At 71.1% G+C, this 16,001-nt stretch carries 15 protein-coding genes; 12 read left to right on the forward strand and 3 right to left on the reverse strand.

All coding sequences use genetic code 11. The annotated features are described in order from the left end of the window. Window positions 1–5: 5 nt before the first annotated feature. Window positions 6–854 (reverse strand): helix-turn-helix transcriptional regulator, encoded by an 849-nt coding sequence (locus tag OG521_21275; protein ID WUW26757.1) that lies wholly within the window; start codon window positions 852–854, stop codon window positions 6–8. A gap of 485 nt (window positions 855–1,339) precedes the next feature. On the opposite strand from OG521_21275, the gene OG521_21280 reads away from it, so the two are divergent. Together OG521_21280 and OG521_21285 are read left to right on the forward strand one after the other, a co-directional pair. After that, entirely contained in the window at window positions 1,340–1,660 is a 321-nt protein-coding gene (locus OG521_21280; protein ID WUW23173.1) for a (2Fe-2S)-binding protein, read from the forward strand. A 196-nt stretch (window positions 1,661–1,856) separates the two neighbouring features. Beyond that, on the forward strand, window positions 1,857–2,744 hold the full coding sequence (locus tag OG521_21285; GenBank protein ID WUW23174.1) for a hypothetical protein: 888 nt from the start codon (window positions 1,857–1,859) through the stop codon (window positions 2,742–2,744). Window positions 2,745–2,780: 36 nt separating this feature from the next. Here OG521_21285 and OG521_21290 read toward each other — a convergent pair whose 3' ends face one another. After that, window positions 2,781–3,185, reverse strand: coding sequence for a pyridoxamine 5'-phosphate oxidase family protein (locus tag OG521_21290; GenBank protein ID WUW23175.1), 405 nt, complete (start codon window positions 3,183–3,185; stop codon window positions 2,781–2,783). Window positions 3,186–3,375: 190 nt separating this feature from the next. On the opposite strand from OG521_21290, the gene clpB reads away from it, so the two are divergent. Together clpB and OG521_21300 are read left to right on the forward strand one after the other, a co-directional pair. After that, entirely contained in the window at window positions 3,376–5,970 is a 2,595-nt protein-coding gene (clpB, locus tag OG521_21295) for an ATP-dependent chaperone ClpB (protein WUW23176.1), read from the forward strand. Window positions 5,971–6,111: 141 nt separating this feature from the next. Continuing rightward, window positions 6,112–6,672, forward strand: a complete 561-nt coding sequence (locus OG521_21300) for a YbjN domain-containing protein (GenBank protein WUW23177.1) — start codon at window positions 6,112–6,114, stop codon at window positions 6,670–6,672. Between the two features lie 66 nt (window positions 6,673–6,738). On the opposite strand, the gene OG521_21305 is transcribed toward OG521_21300, so the two are convergent. Then, window positions 6,739–7,917: a pyridoxal phosphate-dependent aminotransferase gene (locus OG521_21305; GenBank protein WUW23178.1), complete on the reverse strand. Its 1,179-nt coding sequence runs from the start codon at window positions 7,915–7,917 to the stop codon at window positions 6,739–6,741. A 138-nt stretch (window positions 7,918–8,055) separates the two neighbouring features. On the opposite strand from OG521_21305, the gene OG521_21310 reads away from it, so the two are divergent. The 8 genes from OG521_21310 to OG521_21345 all read left to right on the forward strand — a co-directional run bounded on the left by OG521_21310 (window position 8,056) and on the right by OG521_21345 (window position 15,985). Continuing rightward, window positions 8,056–8,349 (forward strand): hypothetical protein, encoded by a 294-nt coding sequence (locus OG521_21310; GenBank protein ID WUW23179.1) that lies wholly within the window; start codon window positions 8,056–8,058, stop codon window positions 8,347–8,349. 357 nt (window positions 8,350–8,706) lie between these two features. Beyond that, a complete protein-coding gene (locus OG521_21315; GenBank protein ID WUW23180.1) occupies window positions 8,707–9,231 on the forward strand; it encodes a DUF2617 family protein in 525 nt (174 codons plus the stop codon). A gap of 84 nt (window positions 9,232–9,315) precedes the next feature. After that, a complete protein-coding gene (locus tag OG521_21320; protein ID WUW23181.1) occupies window positions 9,316–10,914 on the forward strand; it encodes a polyamine aminopropyltransferase in 1,599 nt (532 codons plus the stop codon). Between the two features lie 106 nt (window positions 10,915–11,020). Further along, window positions 11,021–12,064, forward strand: coding sequence for an SRPBCC domain-containing protein (locus OG521_21325; protein WUW23182.1), 1,044 nt, complete (start codon window positions 11,021–11,023; stop codon window positions 12,062–12,064). 21 nt (window positions 12,065–12,085) lie between these two features. Then, window positions 12,086–12,880 (forward strand): aldose 1-epimerase, encoded by a 795-nt coding sequence (locus tag OG521_21330; protein ID WUW23183.1) that lies wholly within the window; start codon window positions 12,086–12,088, stop codon window positions 12,878–12,880. A 45-nt stretch (window positions 12,881–12,925) separates the two neighbouring features. Continuing rightward, entirely contained in the window at window positions 12,926–13,465 is a 540-nt protein-coding gene (gene pyrE, locus OG521_21335) for an orotate phosphoribosyltransferase (GenBank protein WUW23184.1), read from the forward strand. A 233-nt stretch (window positions 13,466–13,698) separates the two neighbouring features. Further along, window positions 13,699–14,721, forward strand: coding sequence for a class II fructose-bisphosphate aldolase (gene fbaA, locus OG521_21340; GenBank protein ID WUW23185.1), 1,023 nt, complete (start codon window positions 13,699–13,701; stop codon window positions 14,719–14,721). 97 nt (window positions 14,722–14,818) lie between these two features. Next, the gene (locus OG521_21345) at window positions 14,819–15,985 is read left to right on the forward strand and encodes a pyridoxal phosphate-dependent aminotransferase (GenBank protein ID WUW23186.1); all 1,167 of its coding nucleotides are present in this window, start codon (window positions 14,819–14,821) and stop codon (window positions 15,983–15,985) included. Window positions 15,986–16,001: the final 16 nt, after the last annotated feature.

Below are 16,001 nucleotides of genomic sequence, written 5' to 3' on the forward strand. Positions count from 1 at the left end.
GCCGGTCAGGAGTCCTGTTCCAGGATTCCTGACCGGGCGATCAGATAGCCGAGTTGCGCCCGGCTCTTGGTGCCGAGGGCGGCGTTGAGTTTGGCGATATGAGTCCGGCAGGTGCGCACGTTCATGCCGAGGCGCCGGGCTATCGAGTCGTCGACGTGTCCCTCTACGAGGAGTTGTGCGATGGAGCGCTGGACACCGCTGATGCCTTCGGGGGTGGGGTCGTACCGCACGTCTTCGAGGAGTGGGGTGGCGCGCTGCCAGAGTTGTTCGAAGACCCTGGTCAGGTATGCGACGAGCCCCGGGTGGCGCAACTCCAGTGCCACTTCGCCATCTTCCTGTGCCGGGATGAAGGCCACCGTGTGGTCGAAGACGAGCATGCGCTCGACGAGTTCTTCGAGGGTGCGGATCTCGACCTTTCCCTCCGCCAGGCGTTCGGCGTAGGCGTACGTTCCGTGATGGTGCCGGACGGTGTGCTGATAGAGCGTGCGGATGCTGACGCCGCGGTCGATCACGGCCTGTCCGCGTTCGACGCCCTTGCTCAGAATGAGCTCGCTGCGACCACCGCCCGGCTGGATGGTGAGTACTTCGGTGGTGCACTCTGCCGTTGCGACATCGATGGCGGCATTGATTCTGGCGTTGCCTTCCAGCACGGTGATGGCGTGCGTGGTCGGCGCGTCCTGAGCGCTGATGTCCATGAACGGTTCGAAGGATTCGGCCAGTTCGAGGGAGCGTCTGCGCCGGTCCTGGATCTCCCGCTCGATGGGGTGGAGACGCTGGGCGAGCGCGGCCGACGGCGGCACGGGACGGAGCCACTCGGGGTCGTCGGGGTCCGGGTGCAGCAGGGCGAAGTCCATCAGGCAGGGTGCGGGTGCCACGTCTGAGCGAGGTATTCGTCCGGATCGCAGTGCACTGGCGTAAAGGCGCTGCCCTGCTTCGCACAGGTCGGTGATCCCATGAGGATGTCCGGTATTGGGTCTACTTGTGGCCATATCTCCACCCCCCATGTTCTTGAACCAGCAGGAACATGATGCATCGACCCAGTGGTGTTCGCGTCCTTGGGTGAGACATCGTCTTACGTGCGGGGGAGATGACCCATCAAGTGAGGACGAAGCCGAAATGTATAAGCGAATGCTTCGCTCGGTGCTTGCCACTGCGTTTGCGGGGGCCTTGGCCTACGGCGTGCTGGGTGCCACGGACATTACGTGGGGGGGCGCTCCCTCGGCATCGAGTCACGTCGCGGCAATCCCCGCCGGTGACATCACGTGGGGCGGCGTTGCGCCGAAGGATGCCAAGGGTGACATCACGTGGTCCTTCACGCCGACTTCGGCGGGCTCCTGACATGACCACCCCGCCGGACGACCGGACCTTCAGACGCGAGATGGCGACCGCTTACCGCTCAGGGTGGCATTTCATCGACCTCGTCACGGCACTCCCCCATCGTGGTGATTCGTTGATGGTCACTCTGTTCGGTGATCCCGTCGTCGTCGCCCGCGAGGACGACGGGGAACTGCGCGCCTACCGGTGCCTCCGCAAGCCGCGTGGAGCACCGCAGCCCGTCCGCTGCACCATCCGGTACGACATGATTTTCGTGAACCTCGCACAGCGTGACCACCAGCTGTTCGAACCCGAGACCATCGCCGCCACCCCCCGCAGTGCCTGAGCGATCCCCCGTCGTTCCACGTCGCTCAGACACTCCCCCACACAACGGCGCCACCGTGACCTGAACACGGTGGCGCCGTTGTGCTACTCCCGGAGACATTCCGGTCGGAGCGGCACAGAAGGTGTCGAAGTTCGCCGTCTGTGTGGGTGGGGGCACGGTCCTCCATGCTCCGCCCTGCCACCCCCAAGGGGCATTCATGAGCGGACACGAGGTCGAAGAACTGCCGGGCCGGCGCGGAGACGACGGCGAAGCCGCCCGTGCCGTCGCGTCGCTGCTCCATCGCGAGGTGGAGGTCTCCTTCGACGACGCGGTGCGGGGGAAGGTCTTTCTGTCCCTGTGGCTGAGGGCGGCCGCCGTGGCGTTCGGCGTGCTGCTCCTCTTCTGTTTCGTCGGGCTCATCACCCTGGCCGGTGATCCGCAGAGCGGTCTCGGGATCATGGGGATCGGTCTGCAGATCGCCATGATCGCCTTCGTCGCGGTGTTCCTGGCGTCGAGGACCGCCGAGCCGGTCGGGGAGTGGCGGGTGCTGCTGGACGGCGAGGCCGAGGAGGAGCAGCGCGCCGAATCGGCGTACGCCGGGATCGCGAGGGCCGTGCGGGAGCGCCGGCTGCCCGTCGAGCCGGTGTTCCGGCGCATCCGCACGGCGGGCGTGCACCCCCGGGTGACCCACCGGATGGTGCTGCGGGACGGGAGCTACGTCGCGTACCTCTCGGTGTTCGCCTACGGGTCGAGCGTCTACCTGGGCTGGGTGATGTGGCGCAGCCGGCGCGGCACCGAAGTCGTCGGGCGCGTCCTCGCCGACTTCGCGGCGGACTTCGGCGGCGCCGACCCGGAGAAGGCCGCGATGCGGGCCGAGGCGCCGCGCGCCCTGCGGGAGGCGCTGCACGCCGCCGCGCTGGAGGGGCTGTCCGTCGCCGTCGACGGGTGTGTGGTCGCTCCCGAGGCGGGCTTCCCGCAGGGGCTCCCGCCCGTCGAGGAGGAGGACGCGGTCGCGGCTCCCCTCCCGGCCCAGGCCGCGGCGCCCGCGCCGATGGCGCCGCCACCCGTGCCGCCCCGCAAGCCGTGGGCGAAGGGCGGCAAGTGAGGGCGGGCGCGGTGCCGGCGCTCAGGGGCGGTGCGGTCAGCCCCGGCCGAGCGCCCGGTCCAGGGCGATCTCGATGACGACACGGTCCGGATTGGGCGACGGCGTGCGCTCGTAGCGCTCCGTGTGACGGCGTACCGCCTCGTCGACCCTGTCCTGCTCCGTACGGACCCTGGCGACGCCCTCCAGGGTCGCCCAGCGCCTCCGGTGGACCTGACAGGCGGCGACGCGGGCGCCGTCCGGGCCCGCGGCCAGGATGTTGGCGACCTTGCGGCTGTTCCTGTTGGTGATGATGCGGGCGAGACCGGCCTCGGGGTCGTACGTCACGCACACCGGCACCACGTGCGGGGTGCCGTCGGGGCGGGGGGTGGTGAGGGTGCAGAGGTGGGACTCGCGCCAGAAGGCGAGGTACTCCGGGCCGGGATCACGTACGTCGACTGCCATGGGGTCAGCGTAGGCAGCACCGGGCCGCGCTGCGGTGGCGGGCGGCCGGACCGGCCGGTTCACTCGGACAGTGTGGGTCCGTGAGGGGCTGCCCCCTTTTTTGCCTTGAGTGGAATAGACTCAACTTTGTGCACGTTGATCGTGTCAGTAGTGAGGACGGACCAGTCACCGCAAGGAGGAGAAAGCGCACGTGGACGCCGAGCTGACCAACAGGAGCCGGGACGCCATCAACGCGGCCACCAGCAGGGCCGTGAAGGACGGGCACCCCGATCTGACCCCGGGACATCTGCTGCTCGCGCTGCTGTCGGGCGAGGACAACGAGAATCTCGTCGATCTGCTGGCCGCCGTGGACGCGGACCAGATCGCCGTACGCACCGAGACCGAGCGGCTCCTGGGCGCGCAGCCCAGCGTGACCGGCTCGACCGTCGCCCCGCCGCAGCCCAACCGCGAACTGCTCGCCGTCATCTCCGACGCCGCGCAGCGCGCGAAGGAGCTCGGCGACGACTTCATCTCCACCGAGCACCTGCTCATCGGTATCGCGGCCGAGGGCGGCCGGGCCGGTGAGATCCTCGACGGGCAGGGTGCCAGTGCGAAGAGGCTGCTGGACGCGTTCGAGAAGAGCAGGGGAGGGCGCCGGGTGACCACTCCGGACCCGGAGGGCCAGTACAAGGCCCTGGAGAAATTCGGTACGGACTTCACGGCGGCCGCGCGCGAGGGCAAGCTCGACCCGGTCATCGGGCGCGACCAGGAGATCCGCCGCGTCGTCCAGGTTCTGTCCCGCCGCACCAAGAACAACCCGGTGCTCATCGGTGAGCCCGGCGTCGGCAAGACGGCCGTCGTCGAGGGGCTCGCCCAGCGCATCGTCAAGGGCGACGTCCCGGAGAGCCTGAAGAACAAGCGGCTGGTCTCCCTCGACCTCGGCGCGATGGTCGCGGGGGCGAAGTACCGCGGCGAGTTCGAGGAGCGCCTGAAGACCGTCCTCTCCGAGATCAAGGAGAGCGACGGCCAGATCATCACCTTCATCGACGAGCTGCACACCGTCGTCGGCGCGGGTGCCGGCGGCGACTCCGCCATGGACGCGGGCAACATGCTCAAGCCCATGCTGGCCCGCGGTGAGCTGCGGATGGTCGGCGCCACCACGCTCGACGAGTACCGCGAGCGGATCGAGAAGGACCCCGCCCTGGAGCGCCGCTTCCAGCAGGTGCTGGTGGCGGAGCCGTCCGTCGAGGACACCATCGCGATCCTGCGCGGGCTCAAGGGCCGCTACGAGGCCCACCACAAGGTGCAGATCGCGGACTCCTCCCTGGTCGCCGCCGCCACGCTCTCCGACCGCTACATCACCTCGCGCTTCCTCCCCGACAAGGCCATCGACCTCGTCGACGAGGCGGCCTCCCGGCTGCGCATGGAGATCGACTCCTCGCCCGTCGAGATCGACGAACTCCAGCGCTCCGTCGACCGGTTGCACATGGAGGAGCTGGCCCTCAAGAACGAGACCGACACCGCCTCCAAGCAGCGACTGGAGAAGCTGCGCCGCGACCTCGCCGACAAGGAGGAGGAGCTGCGCGGTCTCAACGCCCGCTGGGAGAAGGAGAAGCAGGGCCTCAACCGCGTCGGTGAGCTGAAGGAACGCCTCGACGACCTGCGCGGACAGGCCGAACGCGCACAGCGCGACGGCGACTTCGACACCGCGTCCAAGCTGCTGTACGGGGAGATCCCCGGCCTGGAGCGCGAGCTGGCCGAGGCCGCCGAGGCCGAGCAGGAAGCGGCGAAGGAGCCCAAGGAGACCCTGGTCAAGGAAGAGGTCGGGCCGGACGACATCGCCGATGTCGTCGGCGCCTGGACCGGCATCCCGGCCGGCCGGCTCCTGGAGGGCGAGACCCAGAAGCTGCTGCGCATGGAGGAGGAGCTGGGCCGGCGCCTCATCGGGCAGACCGAGGCCGTGCAGGCCGTCTCGGACGCGGTACGCCGCACCCGGGCCGGTATCGCCGACCCCGACCGGCCCACCGGATCGTTCCTCTTCCTCGGCCCCACCGGCGTCGGCAAGACCGAGCTGGCGAAGGCCCTCGCCGACTTCCTCTTCGACGACGAGCGGGCCATGGTCCGCATCGACATGAGCGAGTACGGCGAGAAGCACAGCGTGGCCCGGCTGGTCGGCGCCCCGCCCGGGTACGTCGGCTACGAGGAGGGCGGCCAGCTGACGGAGGCGGTCCGCCGCCGCCCGTACAGCGTGGTCCTGCTGGACGAGGTCGAGAAGGCCCACCCCGAGGTCTTCGACATCCTGCTCCAGGTCCTCGACGACGGCCGGCTCACCGACGGACAGGGCCGGACGGTTGATTTCCGCAACACGATCCTGATCCTGACGTCCAACCTCGGCAGCCAGTACCTGGTCGACCCCCTGACCAAGCCCGAGGAGAAGAAGCAGCAGGTCATGAATGTCGTACGGGCCTCGTTCAAGCCGGAATTCCTCAACCGGCTCGACGACCTCGTGGTCTTCTCCGCGCTGTCAGGCGACGAGCTCGCCCACATCGCGGGGCTCCAGATCGACCGGCTCGCCAAGCGGCTCGCCGACCGGCAGCTCACCCTCGACGTCACCCCGGCCGCCCTGGCCTGGCTGGCGGAGGAGGGCAACGACCCGGCCTACGGTGCCCGGCCGCTGCGCCGCCTCATCCAGACGGCGATCGGCGACCGGCTCGCCAAGGAGATCCTCGCGGGCGAGATCACGGACGGCGACACGGTCCGCGTGGACCGGGCCGGCGACGGTCTGATCGTCGGCGCGGCGAGCTGACCGGAGCACCTGTTCCGCGACCCGCGGCCCCGGTCCCCGCCGGCTGGATATCAGCTTGTGGCGGATCGGGGCCGTCCGGGCTTGCCATGCCCCGCCCGGCATGGGAGAGGATGGCAGCCAACCGCACGAAGGGAAATTACGGTGAGCATCGATCCGTCCTCGATTCCTAACTTCGGGGGCCAGCCCGAACCGCAGGCGGCAGGACCGGAGGGCCCCGTCGTCCCTGACCAGGACCTCGTCAAGCAGCTCCTGGAGCAGATGGAGCTGAAGTACGTCGTCGACGACGAGGGCGACCTCGCGGCGCCGTGGGAAGAATTCCGCACGTACTTCATGTTCCGTGGCGAGGGCGAGCAGCAGGTCTTCTCGGTCCGTACGTTCTACGACCGCCCGCACGACACGGACCAGCGCCCGGTCCTCCTCGACGCGATCGACGACTGGAACCGCCGCACCCTGTGGCCCAAGGTCTACACGCACACCCACGAGCCCGAGGAAGGCGCCGAGGACACCGGCACCTCGGTCCGGCTGATCGGTGAGGCGCAGATGCTCATCGGCACCGGCGTCGCCCTGGAGCACTTCGTCTCCTCGACGGTCAGCTGGGTGCGCGCCTCCATCGAGTTCGACAAGTGGCTGCTGGAGCGGCTCGGCCTGGCGCCGGCCGAGGAGAAGGCGGAAGGCGCGGAGCAGGACGCTCCCGAGGCCTGAGCCCGGTCCGTCCCACGAGAGCCCGGTGGGGAGCGGTCCGGCCGGACCGCTCCCCACCGGGCTCTTTCACAGCCCCTTGAGCCGGGAGACGGCCTCCTCCAGCACCTCGGTCCGCTTGCAGAACGCGAAGCGGACGAAGGGCGCGCCCTGCTCCCGGTGGTCGTAGAAGACCGCGTTCGGGACGGCCACGACACCGCAGCGCTCCGGCAGCGAGCGGCAGAACGCGAAGCCGTCGCCTGCGGGGTCCAGCGGGCGGATGTCCGTGGTGACGAAGTACGTGCCCGCAGGGCGGTAGACCTCGAAACCGGCCTCCGCGAGCCCGGTGCTCAGCAGGTCCCGCTTGGCCCGCAGATCCGCGCGCAGCGTGTCGAAGTAGCTGTCGGGCAGGCGCAGGGCCTCGGCGACCGCGTACTGGAACGGCCCCGCGGAGACGTACGTCAGGAACTGCTTCGCCGAGCGCACCGCCGCCACCAGCTCCGGGCTCGCGGTGATCCAGCCGACCTTCCAGCCGGTGAACGAGAACGTCTTGCCGGCCGAGCTGATGGTCACCGTGCGCTCGCGCATGCCGGGGAACGAGGCGAGCGGCAGGTGTTCGCCCTCGAAGACCAGGTGCTCGTACACCTCGTCGGTGACCACGAGGAGATCGCGTTCGCACGCCAGAGCGGCGATCGCCGACAGCTCCTCGCGGGTCAGGACGGTGCCGGTGGGGTTGTGCGGGGTGTTGAGCAGCAGCAGCCGGGTGCGGGGGGTCACGGCCGCGCGCAGTTCGTCGAGGTCGAGCCGGTAGCTGCCGGCCGACGGCTCGGGGTGCAGGGTGACGGGGACGCGGGTGGCGCCCGCCATGGCGATGCAGGCGGCGTACGAGTCGTAGTACGGCTCCAGGGCGATGACCTCGTCCCCCGGCTCCAGGAGCGCCAGCAGGGCCGCCGCGATGGCCTCGGTGGCGCCCGCGGTGACCAGGACCTCGGTGTCGGGGTCGTACGCCAGGGCGTAGCGGCGCTGCTGGTGGCCGGTGATCGCGGTACGCAGTTCGGGGACGCCGGGCCCCGGTGGGTACTGGTTGCCGTGCCCGGCGCGCAGGGCGCGGACCGCGGCCTCGCGGACCTCCTCGGGGCCGTCGGTGTCCGGGAAGCCCTGGCCGAGGTTGATGGCGCCGGTGCGGACGGCCAGCGCGGACATCTCCGCGAAGATCGTCGTGCCGAACTCGGCGAGGCGGCGGTTGAGCAGCGGTCGTCCCTGTGTCATGACCGCCATCCTGCGCGGAAGCTCTGGAGTTGCTCAAGTCTGCTTTGGCCTCACGGGGGCGGGGGAATCCCCCCTGCACGCAGGAATCGGTGCGGAGCGGGGGGCCTCGCTTCGGGGGAACGGAAGGACGTGAGGTCCGTGAAGGGACTGTTCATCGGGGTGCTGGTGGTCGTGGGGGTCGTGCTCCTCGTCGTGATGATGGCGGGCGCCGGAAGCCGGGGGAAGCCGCTGGGCCGGGGCAAGCGGCGCGGCGCCGCCGGTGCGGCCGGCGGGGGGAGCTGGTGGGCCGGCGGGGGCGGCGGCTCGTCCTGCGGCGGCGGCAGCGGCGGCCACTCGGGCGGTCACTCCGGCGGTCACTCGTGTGGCGGGGGTTCTTCGTGCGGCGGCGGTTCGTCGTGCGGTGGCGGGGGCGGATGCGGCGGAGGCAGCTGACACGGGGCAGCTGGTCCGCGGCCGGGCCGGGACAGTACGGTCCGGTGCCCGCGAGGAGGCCCGGCGGGACGGGGGAGGCCCTCAGGGGTCACCTGAGTCCCGCCGGGCCACTTTTCTTCGGGACGCGCGTCGTGTTCCCGGTGAACACCTGAACCGGGAGGCCCCCGAGGGGATGGAAACCACGCCAAGTTGGGCAAAAACGCTGCGACTACGGCGTAGTTCGTGATTCCCTCGGTTGAGAGAACATTCAGCCCTCGGACCCCAGTTGGACCTGATCGGGCGCTTCCCACCTCCCACGTGCATCACGTCGGGGCGCCCCCTGTCCACGTGTCCATGTGTGTTTTGCGGAGCCGACCCATGCTCACGACCCTCCATACGGCCTATTCCGACACCCGTGCCGCCGATCTGGCCTGGGCGCTGGGGCGTGAACCGCTCCCGGCGCTGGCCGTGCTCGACCTTCATCTCGGTGGCGCCGAACTGCAGTTGCGCCTGCTCGGCGCCTCCCACCAGGTACTCCTGGAGGAGGAGAACGGCAGCTGTTCCGAAACCGTCGCCTGCATCCCCGGCAGCAGCACCCCGCTGCCCCTCGGCGTCTCCAAGCGGCTCGGGGAATGGGAGTACGAGTTCGCGGCGCGCGTCGAGACGCTCGGCGCGGGCTCCTTCGCGGGACGTGCCCAGGAACTGCTGGCGCTCGTCGCCGACCACCCGCACGGACTGGCCGGGACCTTCCCGGGGAGCCCGCACGCCTTCACCGCCATGCTCGCCCAGCGGACCGAGGGCCAGGTGCGCTGGCGCACCTGGCACGCGTATCCGCAGGAGGGCCGGCTGGTGGTGACACGGACCCGGGTGGGGGTGCGGATGCCGGCGGCCGCAGCGCTGTGACCGGGGTCAACTCCGTTGTGAGTGCACCGATTACACCCTTGTGGGTGACAAGCGACGACGTTTCCGTGACGTAGCGTTCGCGGCATGATCGACCAGCAGGTGTCGCTGCGAGGGGGCGCGGCGCGGCTTCCCGTGCGACCGAGGACCGGCCGGTACCTCGTGCTGGCCGCTGTCTTCATCTGCGCCGCCTGTGGGCTGGTGTACGAGCTCGAACTGGTCGCGCTCGCCTCCTATCTGATCGGCGACTCCGTCACCCAGGCGTCCGTCGTGCTGTCCGTGATGGTGTTCGCCATGGGCATCGGCTCGCTGCTCGCGAAACGTTTACGCAGCCGCGCCGCGGTCGGCTTCGGGCTGATCGAGGCGGCGCTCGCCCTGGTCGGCGGCTTCTCCGCACTGGTGCTCTACGCGTCGTTCGCCTGGATCGGGGAGTCGCAGTACGCGCTGGTCGGGTTCTCGCTGGCGATCGGGATCCTGATCGGTGCGGAGATCCCGCTGCTGATGACGCTGATCCAGCGGGTGGACCGGCAGGACGCGGGCGGGGCGGTGGCCGACCTCTTCGCCGCCGACTACGTGGGCGCGCTGGTCGGGGGCCTGGCCTTCCCGTTCCTGCTGCTGCCGATGCTCGGACAGCTCACCGGTGCGCTGTTCACCGGGGCGGTCAACGCGGCGGCGGGCGGCGCCCTGGTCCTGTGGGTGTTCCGGCGGGACCTCACCGCCCGCTCCCGGTGGCTCCTGATCGCCGCCAACGTGACGGTGATCGCCGTGCTCGCCACGGCCGCCGTGCTGGCCGACGACTTCGAGCGGGCGGCGCGGCGGGCGGTCTACGGCGGCCAGGTGCGGGTCGCGATGCAGACCGAGGTCCAGGAGGTCGTGCTGACCGGGGCGGACCGCAGCTCCCTCGACCTCTACCTGGACGGGCGGCTGCGGGTCAGCTCCCGCGACGAGTACCGCTACCACGAGGCGCTGGTGCATCCGGCGATGAACGGGCCGCACGGGCGGGTGCTGATCCTGGGCGGCGGTGACGGCCTCGCGGCCCGTGAGGTGCTGCGCTACCCGGACGTGCGGGGGGTGACCCTGGTGGAGCTGGACCCCGGCGTCACCCGGTTGGCCCGTACGGACCACGCGCTGTCCGCGCTGAACGCGCACGCCTACCGGGATCCGCGGCTGACCGCCGTGAGCGGGGACGCGTTCAGCTGGCTGCGGGCGGCGCACGACCGCTACGACGTGGTGATCGCGGACCTGCCGGACCCGGGGATCTCGGCCAGCACGAAGCTCTACTCGGCGGAGTTCTACGGACTGGCCGCCGAGGCCCTGGCGCCGGGCGGCCGGCTGGTGGTGCACGCGGGACCGGCGGTGAGCCGGCCGCGTACGTACTGGACGGTCGAGGCGTCGATGCGGGCGGCGGGCCTGCACACCAGCCCCTATCGGATCAGCGGGCGGCACGCGGGGTTCGCGGTCGGCCCGGACCGGACCCGGGGGCGCCCGGCCGAGGCGCGGGGCTGGGGGTTCGTACTGGCCGGAACGGCCGCGGCGCCGGCTGTCGGTCTGGACCCCGGGGCGCCGCCGCTGCGGTCCCTGACCGCCCCCCTGCTGCGGGACGCGGGGCGGCAGGCGGAGGCCGGGCGGCTGCGGGGACTGGCGCCGTCGACGCTGGTGCATCCGCGGTACTGGGGCGAGCAGTGAGCGCAGGGGCGAGGACCCTCGGTCGCTGCGTGCCGGGCCGGTGGCGGGGGGTCTCGGGAGGCGGAAGCGCTGACGTGGTGGCCGGGGCTGAGTAGGCTCGGTTTCCATGGAGCATGAGGTGTTCGTTCCGGTTCCGGTCCCGGCCCTTCGGCGGACGCTGGGCGATCCTGCCCGGGTCGCGCGCTGTGTGCCGGGCCTTCAGCGGGACGCCGACGCGTCCGCGGGCCCGCTGGCCGGCCGGCTCAAGGTCCGGGCCGGTGGCCACACCATCACCTACCGGGGTGCGCTCCGGCTCACACCGCTGCCGGAACCCCCCGAGGGGGACGCCGCCTACGGCCTCTCCGTGTCGGGCGAGGGTGTGGAGGCGCGCGGCAGCGGAGCCGCGAAGCTCGCCCTGACCGTCCGGCTGACGGAGCGCGACGGCGGTACGGCGATCGCCTTCGACGGCACGGTCAGCGGTGACGGGCGGCTGCTGGAGCTGGACCCGGCGGCCGCGCTGTCCACGGCCCACCGCCTGCTGGACCGGTTCGCGCAGCAACTGGTGACGGAGTCCCTCGCCGGGCACGAGGAGGCGGACGGGACGGTGCCGGACGGGACCGTGCCGGACGACGCCGGTTCGGGCGAGGTCACGTCGGACGAGGCCGTGCCGGACGAGGCCGTACCGGAAGCGGAGCAGCCGGCCGCGGCCGCTGCGGCCGTCGTCGCCGCCGATGAGCAGGCGGTCGGGGAAGCGGTGGAGCAGGCCCTTGAGGAGGCCGCCGAGGAGGCGGACACCTCGGGTTCCGGCACCCCGTCGGCGGAGACTCCGCCCACGGACGACGCCTCCGCCGACGAGGCACCGGCCGGGGAGCAGCCGTCGGAGTCCTCCGTCTTCGACACCCCGGTGCCGCCCTCGGCGCTCGACCCGGTGGCCGGGATCGAGTTCACCGTCCCGGACGGTCCGCCGGCCGAGGCCGCGCACGCCCGGCGCACCATGATCGGGCGCAGTGCGGAGGAGGTCGACCACGCCCCGCCGCGCGGCCGGTACGCCCCCGTGCCGTCGCCCGATTCGACGGGAGCGGGCGCCACGCTCCGCTGGGTGGCCCCCGCGGCCGCGCTCGCCCTCGCCTCCGCTGTGGTGGTGGGCCGGGCGCTGCGGCGCCGGAGGTAGCCGCGCCAGTAGGGTCGTCGTGTGAGCAGCAGCGAGAAGGACGTCCGGCTGTCCGTCGGCGACGCAGAGTTGACCGTGAATCCCGCCAACGGCTGCCGTATCAGCAGCCTGCTGATCGGCGGCACCGAACTGCTGCGGCAGGGGGAGCGGTACGGCTGCTTCCCGATGGTGCCGTGGTGCGGGCGGACCGAGAACGGGCAGTTCCACAACGGTGGTGTGCTGCATCAGCTGCCGCTGACCGCCCCGCCGCACGCCATCCACGGCACGGGCCGTGACACGGCCTGGCGCACCGCGCGCGAGAGCACGACGGAAGCGGCGTTCTACTACGACCTGACCGACCCGTGGCCGTACCCGGGGCGGGTGACGCAGACCTTCGAGCTGACCGAGTCCTCGCTGACGGCGGCCTTCGGCATCGAGACGTACGGCGACTCCTTCCCGGCCCAGGCGGGCTGGCACCCCTGGTTCCGGCGCAACCTCGGCGGCGAGGACGTCCGGATCGGCTTCGACGCCGCATGGCAGGAGGAGCGGGGCGAGAACCACCTCCCGACCGGCCGCCGGATCCCGCCCCTGGCCGGGCCGTGGGACGACTGCTTCGGGATGCCCGACGGCGTCGATGTGACCCTCACCTGGCCGGGACAGCTGGAGCTGACCGTGAAGAGCCGGACCGAGTGGGTCGTGGTCTACGACGAGCAGGACGAGGCGGTCTGCGTGGAACCGCAGTCGGGCCCGCCGAACGGGCTGAACACCGCGCCCCGCTACGTCACCCCGATCGAGCCCCTGGAGATCGCGATGACGTGGAGCTGGCGCAGCCTCTGAGTGCGGGGCGCACGGTGCGCCACCGGGCGGCCTATCCTCGTAGCCATGACTGACGTACGTGCTGAGCTGTTGCAGCAGATCAAGGACAAGGCCGTGGTTCACGGCAAGGTGACGCTCTCCTCCGGCCTCGAGGCCGACTGGTACATCGATCTGCGCCGCATCACGCTGGACGGCAAGGCCGCTCCGATGGTCGGTCAGGTCATGCTCGACGCGACCGCGGAGCTCGACTACGACTGCGTGGGCGGGCTGACGCTGGGTGCCGACCCGGTCGCCACCTCGATGCTGCACGCCTCCGCCGCCCGCGGCCAGGAGCTGGACGCGTTCGTGGTGCGCAAGGCGCAGAAGGCGCACGGTATGCAGCGCCGGATCGAGGGCACGGACGTCAAGGGCCGTCGCTGCCTGGTCGTCGAGGACACCTCGACGACCGGCGGCTCGCCCCTGACCGCCGTCGAGGCGGTGCGTGAGGCGGGCGGCGAGGTCGTCGCCGTCGCCGTGATCGTGGAGCGGGGTGCCGCTCCGGCCGTCGCAGAGGCCGGCCTCCCGTATGTCCACGTCTACTCGGTCCCGGACCTCGACCTGTCCTGACGGCGGTGCGGTCGCTCCGGGAACGGCTCTGACCTGCGGTTTCCCTCAAGGGGGGTCGGTTTCACGTGAAACCGACCCCCCTTGTCGTATCCGCGCGGCGGGAGCCCGGGAACGCTGGGGAGGTACACCGGGTGGAGCCGGGACGAGAGTCTGGGAAGATGGGGGCGACGATGACGTCGCCCCCAGGTCAGGGAACCAGCAACGCACACCCGCACATCCCAAGGAGCGGACAGATGCCCATCGCAACCCCCGAGGTCTACGCCGAGATGCTCGACCGGGCGAAGGCAGGCAAGTTCGCCTACCCGGCCATCAATGTGACGTCGACGCAGACCCTGCACGCTGCGCTGCGCGGTTTCGCTGAGGCCGAGAGCGACGGCATCGTCCAGATCTCCACCGGTGGGGCGGAGTTCCTGGGCGGCCAGTACAACAAGGACATGGTCACGGGCGCCGTCGCCCTGGCCGAGTTCGCGCACATCGTCGCCGCCAAGTACGACATCACGGTCGCGCTGCACACCGACCACTGCCCCAAGGACAAGCTGGACACGTACGTCCGTCCGCTGATCGAGGTCTCCGCGGAGCGCGTCGCCAAGGGTCTGAACCCGCTGTTCCAGTCCCACATGTGGGACGGCTCGGCCGAGACGCTGGCCGACAACCTGGCCATCGGCCAGGAGCTGCTGGCCAAGGCCGCCGCCGCCAAGATCATCCTTGAGGTCGAGATCACCCCGACCGGTGGCGAGGAGGACGGCGTCACCCACGAGATCAACGACGAGCTCTACACGACCGTCGACGACGCGCTGCGCACCGCCGAGGCGCTCGGCCTGGGCGAGAAGGGCCGCTACCTGCTGGCCGCGTCCTTCGGCAACGTGCACGGCGTCTACAAGCCGGGGAACGTCGTCCTGCGTCCCGAGCTCCTCAAGGACCTCCAGGAGGGTGTCGCCGCCAAGTACGGCCAGGCGTCCCCGTTCGACTTCGTCTTCCACGGCGGCTCCGGCTCCACCGCCGAGGAGATCGCCACCGCGCTGGAGAACGGCGTCGTGAAGATGAACCTCGACACCGACACCCAGTACGCCTTCACCCGCCCGATCGTGGACCACGTGTTCCGCAACTACGACGGCGTGCTGAAGGTCGACGGCGAGGTCGGCAACAAGAAGGTCTACGACCCGCGCAGCTGGGGCAAGTCCGCCGAGGGCGGCATGGCCAAGCGTGTCACGGAGGCCTGCGCCAACCTGCGGTCCACCGGCACCAAGCTGAAGTAACTCCGTCCGTACGGATGTCTGCGTGGGCCCGGTACCCCTTGGGGTGCCGGGCCCACGGCATGTCCGTGCCCCGCCCGCACGAGATGAAGGAACAGCTGTGAGCACCACCTACGACTTCGACACCGTCATCGACCGCCGCGGCACCTGGTGCGTGCAGTGGGACGGGGTCGCGGACCGGTTCGGCGTGGACGGACTGCTGCCGTTCACCATCTCGGACATGGACTTCGCGACGGCCCCCGAGGTGCTGACCGCGCTGCGGGCCCGGCTCGACCACGGCGTTTTCGGCTACACGGACTGGCGGCACGACGACTTCCGCGGGGCGGTGGCCCACTGGTTCGCGACCCGGTACGGCACCACGATCGACACCGGCCGGCTGGTGTACGGGCCCTCGGTGCTCAGCCAGTTCTCGCAGCTGCTCCAGATGTGGACGGCCGAGGGCGACGGCGTGGTCCTGCACACCCCGACGTACGACGGCTTCCGCAAGGCGATCACCGGCCTCGGACGGGAGCTGCGGGGCGTGCCGCTGGGGGACACGGACGCGCTGGAGCGGGAGCTCGCGCGGGAGGACAGCAGGGTCCTCGTGGTCTGCTCGCCGCACAACCCGTCCGGGCGGGTGTGGACGGAGCCGGAGCTCGCGGAGATGGCGTCGCTCGCCGCGCGGCATGGGGTCGCCGTGATCAGCGACGAGATCCACGCCGACTTCGTGCACGACGGGCGGGCGCACGTGCCGTGGACGCGGGTGGGGGGTGACGGGCGCTATGCGCTGATCACCTCCGCCTCGAAGTCGTTCAACTTCCCGGCGCTGACCGGTTCGTACGGGATCATCGGCCGGGCCGAGGACCGGACGGAGTACCTGCGCCGGATGGAGACCGCGGAGGGTCTCGCCTCCCCGGCGGTCCTCTCGCTGACCGCGCACATCGCGGCGTACCGGGAGGGCGGGGCATGGCTGGACGCGGTGCGTGAGTACGTCGCCGGGAACCTGGCGCTGGTCGCGGAGCGGCTGAACGCGGCGTTCCCCGAGCTGGGGTGGGAGCCGCCGCAGGCCGGGTACCTGGCGTGGATCGACGTGCGCAGGGCGGGTGTCGCGGACGACGAGGCGCTCCAGCGGGTGCTGATCGAGCGGGAGCGGGTCGCGGTGATGCCGGGGGGTGTGTACGGGGCGGAGGGCTTCGTGCGGCTCAACGTGGGGTGTGCGCGGAGCAAGGTGGTGGCGGGGGTGGAGGCGTTGATCCGGGGCGTGGAGGCGGTGCGGGGCGCGGCGTAGCCGCGGGGTGGTGGGG

Source organism: Streptomyces sp. NBC_01463 (assembly GCA_036227345.1).
Taxonomy (GTDB): Bacteria; Actinomycetota; Actinomycetes; order Streptomycetales; family Streptomycetaceae; genus Streptomyces.